General features: G+C 38.3%; 13 protein-coding genes. 6 read left to right on the top strand and 7 right to left on the bottom strand.

Annotation, left to right across the window (positions count from 1 at the left end):
• The first annotated feature begins 31 nt into the window (after positions 1–31).
• Positions 32–670 (top strand): peptide-methionine (S)-S-oxide reductase MsrA, encoded by a 639-nt coding sequence (gene msrA / locus ABN256_RS12630; RefSeq protein ID WP_349439525.1) that lies wholly within the window; start codon positions 32–34, stop codon positions 668–670.
• A 150-nt stretch (positions 671–820) separates the two neighbouring features.
• Positions 821–2203, top strand: coding sequence for a polyamine export protein PaeA (gene paeA, locus ABN256_RS12625; protein WP_115351217.1), 1383 nt, complete (start codon positions 821–823; stop codon positions 2201–2203).
• Between the two features lie 74 nt (positions 2204–2277).
• On the opposite strand, the gene ABN256_RS12620 is transcribed toward paeA, so the two are convergent.
• The gene (locus ABN256_RS12620; protein WP_036939412.1) at positions 2278–2484 is read right to left on the bottom strand and encodes a DUF1107 domain-containing protein; all 207 of its coding nucleotides are present in this window, start codon (positions 2482–2484) and stop codon (positions 2278–2280) included.
• A 282-nt stretch (positions 2485–2766) separates the two neighbouring features.
• Here ABN256_RS12620 and ABN256_RS12615 point away from each other — a divergent pair, with 282 nt between their 5' ends.
• Positions 2767–3327: a YtfJ family protein gene (locus tag ABN256_RS12615; RefSeq protein WP_340894750.1), complete on the top strand. Its 561-nt coding sequence runs from the start codon at positions 2767–2769 to the stop codon at positions 3325–3327.
• A 54-nt stretch (positions 3328–3381) separates the two neighbouring features.
• Here ABN256_RS12615 and cysQ read toward each other — a convergent pair whose 3' ends face one another.
• Both cysQ and bamJ read right to left on the bottom strand, forming a co-directional pair.
• Complete coding sequence (gene cysQ, locus ABN256_RS12610) at positions 3382–4122, bottom strand: 3'(2'),5'-bisphosphate nucleotidase CysQ (RefSeq protein WP_072069591.1); 741 nt, start codon at positions 4120–4122, stop codon at positions 3382–3384.
• 143 nt (positions 4123–4265) lie between these two features.
• Positions 4266–4886 (bottom strand): BamJ family beta-barrel-assembly machinery protein, encoded by a 621-nt coding sequence (gene bamJ, locus ABN256_RS12605; protein WP_072069592.1) that lies wholly within the window; start codon positions 4884–4886, stop codon positions 4266–4268.
• Positions 4887–5256: 370 nt separating this feature from the next.
• Between bamJ and ABN256_RS12600 the strand changes: the two genes are divergently transcribed.
• On the top strand, positions 5257–6705 hold the full coding sequence (locus ABN256_RS12600; protein ID WP_196554259.1) for an NAD-dependent succinate-semialdehyde dehydrogenase: 1449 nt from the start codon (positions 5257–5259) through the stop codon (positions 6703–6705).
• Positions 6706–6848: 143 nt separating this feature from the next.
• Here ABN256_RS12600 and zinT read toward each other — a convergent pair whose 3' ends face one another.
• The 3 genes from zinT to ABN256_RS12585 are packed head-to-tail and all read right to left on the bottom strand — an operon-like array spanning position 6849 to position 7888.
• Complete coding sequence (gene zinT / locus ABN256_RS12595) at positions 6849–7496, bottom strand: metal-binding protein ZinT (protein ID WP_196554258.1); 648 nt, start codon at positions 7494–7496, stop codon at positions 6849–6851.
• 4 nt (positions 7497–7500) lie between these two features.
• Complete coding sequence (gene ykgO, locus ABN256_RS12590; protein ID WP_006535739.1) at positions 7501–7626, bottom strand: type B 50S ribosomal protein L36; 126 nt, start codon at positions 7624–7626, stop codon at positions 7501–7503.
• A 13-nt stretch (positions 7627–7639) separates the two neighbouring features.
• Entirely contained in the window at positions 7640–7888 is a 249-nt protein-coding gene (locus tag ABN256_RS12585) for a type B 50S ribosomal protein L31 (protein ID WP_196554257.1), read from the bottom strand.
• 239 nt (positions 7889–8127) lie between these two features.
• Here ABN256_RS12585 and ABN256_RS12580 point away from each other — a divergent pair, with 239 nt between their 5' ends.
• Positions 8128–9822: a hypothetical protein gene (locus ABN256_RS12580; protein ID WP_196554256.1), complete on the top strand. Its 1695-nt coding sequence runs from the start codon at positions 8128–8130 to the stop codon at positions 9820–9822.
• A 53-nt stretch (positions 9823–9875) separates the two neighbouring features.
• The gene (locus ABN256_RS12575; RefSeq protein WP_349439524.1) at positions 9876–10544 is read left to right on the top strand and encodes a LysM-like peptidoglycan-binding domain-containing protein; all 669 of its coding nucleotides are present in this window, start codon (positions 9876–9878) and stop codon (positions 10542–10544) included.
• Between the two features lie 74 nt (positions 10545–10618).
• On the opposite strand, the gene rplI is transcribed toward ABN256_RS12575, so the two are convergent.
• The gene (gene rplI / locus ABN256_RS12570) at positions 10619–11068 is read right to left on the bottom strand and encodes a 50S ribosomal protein L9 (RefSeq protein ID WP_023583606.1); all 450 of its coding nucleotides are present in this window, start codon (positions 11066–11068) and stop codon (positions 10619–10621) included.
• Positions 11069–11077: the final 9 nt, after the last annotated feature.

Raw genomic sequence — 11077 nt, 5'->3', positions numbered from 1 at the left:
TACCATAGTAAAGCGTTTACAAATATAAAAAATGGAGTCTACCTTGCAACATAAAGCTTACCAACCAGAGAATGCCTTAAGGGGTACCTCGACACCATTAGAAATATCTGCTAATCATGCAGTAAATGGGCATTCTATTAATGACATTCCTGAAAAGATGAGTGTCGCTTATTTTGCCATGGGTTGTTTTTGGGGCGTAGAACGTCTGTTTTGGCAACAACCCGGTGTTTACTCAACAAGTGCAGGTTATAGCGGCGGTGTAACAGAAAATCCAACCTACCAACAAGCTTGCCAAGGTTTAACTGGCCATAGTGAAGTGGTGAGAGTTGTTTTTGATCCCACAATAATTAGCTACCAACGACTTCTAGCTCTTTTTTGGGAAAATCATAATCCATCACAAGGTATGCGCCAAGGTAATGATATTGGCAGCCAATACCGCTCTGCCATTTATACTGTTAACGCAGAGCAATATAAACAAGCCATTGAGTCAAAAACACGTTATCAACAAGCAATGAATGCTCAAGGTGCAACAACGGAAATTACGACAGAAATACAGCCAGCTGGCCCTTTTTATTTTGCTGAAGATTACCACCAGCAATATTTACACAAAAACCCACAAGGTTATTGTGGATTGGGCGGGATTGGTATCTGTTTTCCACCTGAAAAGTAACACTAGCAGAAAATAGTAGGGCGATGATATAATTACGCCCTCTTATCTATCTTTGTGAATAATTTCATCACAATATATTGATTTATCTTCTATTTTTAACACTCTAGTATTGCCCTTTGGATTGAATACTCGGGGTGATGTGAGCCTTATATGCTTAATAGTTTACTCATTGTGCTTTTGCTTTGTGCCATCAGCGCCTTTTTTTCGCTGTCTGAAATTTCTCTTGCCGCCTCTCGTCGAATTAAACTCAAACAACTCGTTGATGAAGGTAATATTAACGCTGCCCGCGTCTTAAAAATGCAAGAAATGCCAGGCATGTTTTTTACTGTCGTTCAAATTGGATTAAATGCAGTTGCCATTTTGGCGGGTATCGTTGGCGAATCTGCATTCTCTCCTTCACTAAAAAGTTTCTACCTACAATTTTTTGAAGAGCCTCTAGCTCAACAACTTGGATCTATCTGCTCTTTTATTATTGTCACATCAATGTTTATTTTACTGGCTGACTTAACCCCAAAACGTATTGGTATGATTAAGCCTGAAGCCATCGCATTAAGAATTGTGAATCCAATGCGTTTCTGCCTTGCCTTTTTCCGTCCTCTGGTATGGTTATTCAACGGCATGGCTGATCTCATCTTCAAGCTGTTTAAAATCCCGATGGTCAGAAATGAAGATATTACTTCTGATGATATCTTTGCCATTGTAGAAGCCGGCGCTGTTGCAGGGGTTTTACGTAAACAAGAACATGAACTTATTGAAAATGTCTTTGAATTAGAATCACGCACCGTTCCTTCGGCAATGACTCCTCGGGAAGATGTGGTTTATTTTGATCGCGAAGAAACTGAAAGTGATATTAAAGAAAAAATTGCCACCCAACCCCACTCTAAATTTTTAGTTTGTGAAGGTGATATCGACCATATTATTGGTTATGTGGATTCTAAAGAGCTTCTTAATCGAGTTATTAATGGACAAAGCCTAAATCTCAATGAAGGTGTTCATATCCGCAAAGCACTCATTATTCCTGATACATTAACACTCTCAGATATGTTAGAAAGTTTTAAAACATCAGGTGAAGATTTTGCCATCATCCTCAATGAATATGCCATGGTAATGGGCGTTATTACGCTAAATGACGTGATGACAACATTGATGGGCGATTTAATTGGACCAGGACAAGAAGAGCAAATTGTCAGTCGTGATGAGCATTCATGGTTAGTTGAAGGTGGTACACCAATTGATGATGTGATGCGCGCACTTGATATTGATGATTTCCCTGATTCAAGTAATTACGAAACTATTGCTGGTTTTATGATGTTTCGCTTACGCAAGATCCCAAAACGTACAGACTATGTGAAGTTCTCAGGGTATAAGTTTGAGGTTGTCGATATTGATAATTATAAAATTGATCAATTACTTGTGACAAAAATTGATGATATTCCTCCCGTTAAACCCGTCTTACAAGAGCATGTTCCTGTTACACAGACAACAACGACGGAAGTAGAAATCAAAAAAGATGAAAATAAAATTGCAGATTAGTAACTAAATGAAATTAATAACTGAGTCTTATCTGAAAACTCAAAGAGAAAGACTCAGTTATCTATCAGATAAAGTTAACCCATTTCAGCCTTAAGCAAAATAACCTGCTGGTTTACTTCACTCATAACATTAAAATGTAGCTTATCTTTTATTTTAGGCAGTAAAATTTTGCCGTAATCAAATTCAAATGCACCCATTCCTTTGATGTAAAACCGTCCACGAAATAACGTCTTAACGTAGAGAGCAATTTTTTCAGGGTTATAGCGATTGAAGATTTTCATCTTTCAGTTAGTCTCCCATGCTCGTTGTTGAGTTTAATAAGTCATAAAGACTTATCTTTATATATCAAATTTAAAGACCTAATTATAAGTACTAGGTTCAACTTATTTAAATTTCTTATCTATTTTTACATTTATTGACAGTAAAGAATATAAATCAAGATAACGTAAGCAATATCTTACCCACTCAATGTTAAATAAATGTATCAAAAATGCAGTATTATTCTTCACTAGCTTCTATGCTTAAATAGAACCTAACGTCATCTCAATCATAGGACAATGGCTATGCACAAACTCACCTTAGCTGTACTTTTACTTAGCACATCAACATGGGGATTTGCTCATAACATCACTGAAAATACCGTACTACCAGCAGTCACCATCAATGACAAAGGTGAACTGCTTTATGACACAACTAAAGATAAGTTTAGCTACCAAAATTGGAACAGTGGTCTGCTTAGTGGAAAAGTACGAACAGTTCAGCATATAGCAGGACGTAGTAAGGCAAAGGAGATGAATGCACCGTTTATTGAAGCGGTTAAATTGGCCAAATTCCCGCAAGCGAGTTATCAAACAACGACAATCATTAATACAGATGATGCCATATTTGGTACCGGTCCCTTTGTACGTGGCAGTGTTGAAGACAGCAAAAAAGAGTTTCCTTGGTCACAATTTATTGTTGATGCTGATGGTATTGCACAAAAAGGATGGGGATTAGAAAAAGAGAGTTCAATGATTGTCGTACTTGATAAACAAGGTAAAGTCCGCTTTGCTAAAGAAGGTGTTTTGAGTGGTGCTGAAATAACGACGGCAATTAATCTTATCAACGATTTAATAAAAGAGTAATTTTCTGTGTCAGAGCCCTCATGAAACAAAGGGCTCCAACTTCATTTTATTACACTAAAATATTGAAACTCTAAACCCCGGGTTAATCAGAGACTCTTTAGGAGAATAATCCAACGTTATGCCTTTCCAATCTGTGACATGTGCGCCAGCAGCAATCGCTATGGCATGACCTGCCGCCGTATCCCATGTATGTGTTGGTCCAAAACGAGGATAAAGCTGTGCTTTACCTTCCGCAACAAGACAAAATTTTAGGGATGAACCAACGGCGACCGTTTGATGTTCACCTAGCTGTGATAAATATTCTTTTAACTCGTCATCTTGATGAGAACGACTGATCACTATCACAGGGGGTTCTGCTCGACTTGCATGAATGGGTAATCGCTGGCCACACTCCTCTTTCCACGCTTTTTTATTGGCAGCTGCATATAACACATTTTGCACTGGTGCATAAACTACCCCTAAAACAGGAATGCCTTTTTCGATTAAGGCGATATTCACCGTAAACTCACCATTTTTACTAATAAATTCTTTAGTACCATCTAGTGGATCAATTAGCCAATACCGCTCCCAATGACGGCGAACTTCCCATTCAGGTGGATCTTCTTCAGATAATTGAGGTATATCAGGAGCAATAGAAGCAAGTCCTATTTTGATAATTTGATGAGCTGCTAAATCTGCTTCTGTAACAGGTGAATTATCACTTTTCTCCTGCACTTGAATTGGCTCGGATTGCTGATAAATCTGCATTATCGCCATACCGGCTTGGCGAGCTAATTTGCTGACTTGTTCTAACATAATGCACCTCTCTTATTTCTATAAGCATGATCACTTCTCTTATAAAAATCAATTACCCTACGATCTCTTTAGTTTAGTATAGAGACAAAAATAGCCGGCAAAACCGGCTATTTTTTTACTCTGATTTACCGCAGAATAAGAAATTATAAAATTTCTAATAATTCCACTTCAAATACTAATGTTGCGAATGGAGGAATAGCCGCACCTGCTCCGCGTTCGCCATAAGCTAATTGATAAGGGATATAGAGTTCCCATTTAGAGCCTACTGGCATTAATGTTAATGCTTCAATCCAACCTGCGATAACGCCATTTACAGGAAATTCTGCTGGCTGACCACGTTGAACAGAACTATCAAATACAGTGCCATCAATTAAACGACCAGTGTAGTGAACACGAACATGATCAGTTCGTGCAGGGATCGTACCTTCACCCGCTGTCAGTACTTTATACTGTAAACCTGATTCTGTAACTTGAACGCCTTCATTTTTCACATTTTCTTCTAAGAAAATTTTACCAGCATCAGCCAGCTCAGCTTGACGTTCTTGACGAACAGCTTCAGCACGTTCATGCATAGTACGTAAGGCATTGTGTAATGTTTCAACAGGTACAGAAGGCGCATTACCTTCTAATGCATCGGTCAAGCCAGCTAACAGTGCTGCGGGCTCTAATCCTTGAAGACCTGATTCAGTCAGTTGTTGACCGACTTGCAGACCAATACCGTAACTTGCCTGTGATTCGATAGAATCAAATGATGGTTTTGACATGAAAAATACCTGTTTTTTATGAAAGTTAGTCCCAAGAATAACAGTGGTAAGGTACAGCGTAAACCTTCTGTCTTGAGTAATGGGAATTATTCATTAAAAACCTAAACAATTGACTCTATTTATCCTATTTTTAGCACTTTTTTAGTGTGATTTGTCATACTTATTTTCACAACATCGCAACACAGGCATATACTTATAAATAGGCTCAAAACTGCCTAAATCTATAAATATCAATATATATACTCTAAATAATTCAAGTGGTAGTCAGGTGGGAGTGCATAGAAAACGATGTCATTCGTCTCACTAAGCATAGTCAATCCTCCTGGAGTTTGAAGTATGACAAGTATAGATGTGTTCAGAGAGGTATTAAGTGAAGATAACGACAAACCCCTATTTCCGCGAACAAGGCTATATTAATGGCCTTTGGTGTAACGCTAAAAATAACGACACGGTTGATGTCATTGATCCCGCAACTGACACACTTCTGGGTACTGTTCCTAATATGGGAACACAAGAAGCAATAATGGCGATTGATGCTGCACAAAAAGCCTTACCCGAATGGCGAGCACTAACAGCCCATCAACGTAGCGCATTATTACAAAATTGGTTTAAATTAATCACTGAAAACAAGAGAAAACTTGCTGAGTTAATGACATTTGAGCAAGGAAAACCTGTTGCTGAAGCTGAAGGCGAAATTACTTATGCGGCTTCTTTTATTGAGTGGTTTGCTGAACAAGGTAAAAGAACCAACGGTGAAATCATCCCCTCACCTTCTGCTGATAAACGTTTGATGGTGATAAAACAAGGTATCGGCGTTTGTGCCGCCATCACACCTTGGAATTTTCCTGCTGCTATGATCACCCGTAAAGCCGCACCGGCATTAGCCGCGGGTTGTACTATGGTAATTAAACCAGCCAATGAAACACCTTATACCGCACTAGCTTTAGCTGAATTAGCAACTCAAGCCGGTATTCCCGCTGGTGTTATTAATATTGTCACTGGTGATGCTATTAAAATTGGTGAAGTCTTTACCTCTGATAATCGTGTTCGCAAATTAAGTTTTACTGGTTCTACGGGTGTTGGACGTTTATTAATGCGCCAATGTGCTGATAGTGTCAAAAAAGTCTCTTTAGAATTAGGCGGTAATGCACCATTTATCGTGTTTAATGACGCAGATATTGATAAAGCGGTTGAAGGAGCCATGGGTGCTAAATTCCGTAATGCAGGGCAAACTTGTGTTTGTGCTAACCGTTTCTATATCCATAAAGATGTTTACCAACAATTTAGTGAACGTTTTGTCACAGCTGTTAAAAAACTTAAAGTCGGTAACGGTTTTGAAGAAGGAGTCACTATTGGGCCTCTAATTAACCGTAAAGCTATTGAAAAATCACAATCATTGCTTGCCGACACACTAAAACGGGGTGCAACACTGCTTTGTGGTGGAGAACGTGATAAAGCAGGTGAAAACTTTTTCCAACCTACTGTTATCGGCAATGTTCCGGCTGATAGCCATATTCTTGAAGAAGAGATCTTTGGCCCTGTCGCACCTTTAGTTATTTTTGAAAATGAAGATGAAGTGGTGCATTTAGCCAATAACACTATTTATGGTTTAGCTGCTTATTTTTACAGTGAAAACCCACAACGTATTTGGCGTGTTGCTGAAAATTTAGAATACGGCATGGTGGGAATTAATACCGGTTTAATTTCCAATGAAGTGGCACCATTTGGCGGTATTAAACAATCAGGTTTAGGTCGTGAAGGCTCTGAACATGGCATTGAAGACTATATGGAGATGAAATATCTCTGCCAAGGATTATAAATAATCGCTATCCCCCCTATAAAAGTAAGTCAGCATGGATGCTACTGCTTTTTCCTTTACTATTTTCTCTTATTATCGAAAAAATCTAGCATTCCTTTGCTAAAGATTTTTTATTATTTTATTTTCTATTTATTTTGCTTAAATCAGTGATAAAGCATGTCATGAACAATATCATCTGCTTTCATTGAATAAGGGTAATATGTTGGCCAGTTGCTTAATTCTTTAAGTAATTCATCTTGCGATGTATTGCCCATATATAAATGGAAGTGCTCTGCTTTCTCTGGTGCAATAATGTGGTCGCTAAATTGAATAAATTTGGGCGCTTGGCTTTTGGCATCATCACAGCGAAAAAGATAACGTACTCCTTTTTTACCTGATTCATAATGTAGAATACGATAACCGTCATAGTGATATTCACAGCTATCTACGTTTTCACCACGATGGAATTCAATGATGTTATTTTCAATACCAATCATATCAATGTCTGTTTTATACCCTTGTGTGTAATAAGCACGATATTCTTCAATTGTCTTATCTTTTTTCACTTCTGCTTTTTTCTGTAAGACAATATCGAGTTCGCCACTATGAAGGTAAGGCTCCACTGATTGCCATACACCTTCCCAGTCACTAAGCTGGCGATTGAGAACATCCTTGTCCTCAAAAATTCCGTTAGCAGCATCGCGTTGTGCTTGTGTTTTTACTTTTTCATGATGATGCCCATGAGCTAAAACAGACATCGCACTACTCAACAATCCCATAATTAAAACACAAGAAAGTATCGGACTTTGCATAATCTTACCCCTGAACTGCTTTAAAACGTGGATTTGACTTACAAATCACATAAAGACGACCACGGCGACGCACAACCTTACAATCAGGATGACGCTGTTTTGCACTTTTTAATGAACTTAATACCTGCATTTTTCTTTCCTTTTTATTTAACAAAACGGCCAAAACGTTTATTAAAGCGCGCCACATTACCTTCTTGAGAATGTGTTTTTTGCTTACCGGTATAAAATGGATGAGATTGAGAAGAGACATCTAACGTGACATAAGGATACATCTGCCCTTCATACTCTACCGTTTTTTCCGTCTTAATGGTTGAACCAACTTTAAAGTAAGCATCTGCACTTGTGTCATGAAAAATGACAGTTCGATATTGTGGATGAATGCCTGGTTTCATATAAAACTCCAATTCATACATGTAATGTTATAATGTAACAATATTGAATTGCAGTAATGTAGCGCTTTTTAATTTCCTTGACCAGTTTTTTTTAGTCTGTTTTTTATCTTAGGAAAAAGTAGGTTGTTTTAGGTATGTACTTTTTAAGTGATATAAGTGGATTTTCTGGCCTTTTTTTATCCAGCTTTTCTATTTTCCGCTAGAGTTATACTAAGACGGCAAAACAAATAGGACATATTATGACTAATTGGCGCGATAAGCTTTTCAGTAAGTCACCTCTGTCTATCGATCTCAACATAGACTTTCCTAATGTTTTTCCTGCTTCTACTCCTTCACTTTTTTCACTATTAATTCCTTATGAAATAGGCGATGTACCTTTACCTGATGAATTAAATCTATTGTCAGAAAGCCACTTAAAAGAAAAATCAAATAATGAGTCTATTCCTTTCAGTTGGTCAGCAGGAGCTCGTGAAGGCATTATTCTGCATCAACGGATAGGTCGTGCGATCGAACAGCAACCTTCACAACAATCATGTGAGGAATTTGCCCTATCACTCTATAACGCCATCAAACATGTTGTGCTTTTACCCGATAAAGATCATATTACTTCTTTTTATGCAATTGCCTGTCAGGATAAACTCGCCCCGATAACTTATCTTTCCCAGTTGAACGAGCAAATAGAACAAGATGAAGCACTGTTTAAAAATGAGATCTATTTTCAGTTGATCTTATGGATCTTGAAACTGAGCCCTGATAAGAATCCAGTTAAAATCGCTTTAGGATTATTAAGATCATTTCGTGATAATACATCTCAACGTTTACTTTTATTGTTTGCTCTTCATCCTGAATTTACACTCTATGCTATTCGTTCACTAAAAAAACGCCTTCCCTGTGAAGAATTTGAGCCTTTTTTATATTCATTTGGTCAACGTACTAAGGGTTGGGGACGAATTCAATTTATTGAATATCTGCCAACAATGCTTTCGGTGAATAACCGTTATTGGTTACTCACGGAAGGCTATAAGAATAATGTAATGACAGAATATGTTGCCTATGACTGTGTAACGAAAGGCAAACTTTTAGAGATGCTCCATACGCATCCTTTAGATAACACACTGCTACTAGGTTGTAGTGATTTACTGCGTGCATTGCTTAATGGTGGCCCAGCAAAAGATATTTATGATTACATTGAAGGAGCTCAGGTTTGCAAAGCGTTTATTTCACAAGTCGATGTGTTGCCACCCAAAGAGCTAAAATTGCTTCATTGCGTTTGTGAAATCGCTGATTTTGTACAAAATAGTGGTGAAGATTGGTTATTACTCGAAACATTAGGGTGGGATGACCATGGCCAACAGCAAATTATGTCTGTTTCACAAAATATTATTCAAAAACCAGAGTGGTCAACACTCATTATTGAAGCATTACAACATCCCTCTCGCTCAAAAAATTACCAAGCAAGTTTGGTTGCAAAATCTCTTCGCCTTGATATTTGGGAATTGCTCTTTTCACTGCAAAAAGATAATCCCAATGCAGACTGGTGGCATCAATTAATGCAAACAGATGCTTCTCATAAAATAGAAAGAGTAGTTAAACTTGCAGAACAACAAATTGAATTAACAGCATTCGATAGCACAGATGATCCATTAATAACTACCTACTCTGAATATCAGCCCCATCATGCCGTTGAATATATTATGCAAGATCTTGGTGGTTTTCCTGGTATCGGCTGGTCACTCATCAAACGGCAGTTACGTAGCCCGACATTGCGTGATAGAAATATGGCGCTAAATGTTCTTTCAACTTGGTCTGATACTTTATTGCCTCATGATCTTTATGGTGAATTAACACAAGCCTTAACCATAGAAACCGATAAAAATGCTTATCAACGTATAAAGTTATTTTTAGTTAACCATCAAGGAAACGAAGAACATTAATGGTTAGAGTGAATAGATAATTCTGAAAAGAATTCAGGGAGCAGGTTAGGATCATGGTTCGTGCTAGTATGGCTACAAGGAATAAAAAAGATGTTACAGCAATTCATAATACTGATTCACAGATCAATAATGAGGTGAATATGGGCAAATTCCCTGGCTTACATCGTCGAGCAATACTGGTTATTGCCGTGGTTTTGTTGGTCGTATTTTTTTGGCCAACAAGTGAAAATAACGGTGAGCCACCTCAACCGTCATCATCGACGCAAGATCTTCCGGTACCCATTGCACCATCAGTCACTAGCGATGATCCAATTTATCAAGCACCGATCCCTCAAGCACAAGATAGCTTAGATGCCGATCAAAGAACGGAGCTTCCTAATGAGAACTCAACGACAAACAATATAGATGAAGGTGTTGCTCAAACAACACAACCACAAGGTTCTGCTTCAATATCCGCACAAAAATGGCAAACATATACCATTAAAGAAGGGCAGACCTTAGCGCAGCTCTTTAGAGATAATCAACTTCCAGTAAATGATGCTTTCTCTATGGCAAAATCTGAAGATCAACAAAAATCATTAAGCCAACTACGTTCAGGGCAGGCAATTCGATTACAACGTAGTCCACAAGGTGATGTAAGTATGCTGGAAGTCACAAACAGTGCTGGCACAGTTATCACTTATACACGTTTAAGTGATGGTAGTTATTACCGAACACCTTAGTCAAAAATTGAGTTAAAAAAAACGCCAGCTAAGCTGGCGTTTTTCTTTATCAACATTCACTGTTTAATCAAAGATTATTCAGCAACGATGATAACATTCAGTTCAGCGAATACGTCACTGTGAACTTGGAAGTGAACTTCGTGGTCACCAGTAGTACGCAGAACGCCATTTGGCAGGCGAACTTCGCTCTTACACATTTCAACGCCAGCTGCAGTTACTGCATCAGCGATGTCACGAGTACCGATTGAACCAAACAGTTTACCTTCGTCACCCGCTTTAGAGCTGATAGTGACAGAACCCAGTGCATTGATCTTCGCTGCACGAGCTTCAGCTGCTGCTAAAGTTTCAGCTAATTTAGCTTCTAACTCAGCACGACGCGCTTCGAAAAACTCGATGTTTTTCTTAGTCGCAGAAACAGCTTTACCCTGTGGGATTAAATAGTTACGAGCATAGCCCGATTTTACGTTAACCTGATCACCCAGGCTACCCAGATTCGCTACTTTATCAAGCAGAATAATTTGCATTACCTTATC

The sequence above is a fragment of the Proteus sp. fly-1008 genome (assembly GCF_040140305.1).
In the GTDB taxonomy this organism is placed as follows: Bacteria; Pseudomonadota; Gammaproteobacteria; order Enterobacterales; family Enterobacteriaceae; genus Proteus; species Proteus vulgaris_B.
Note: the sequence above shows the minus strand (reverse complement) of the source record. Positions and strands in the feature narration are given on the sequence as shown.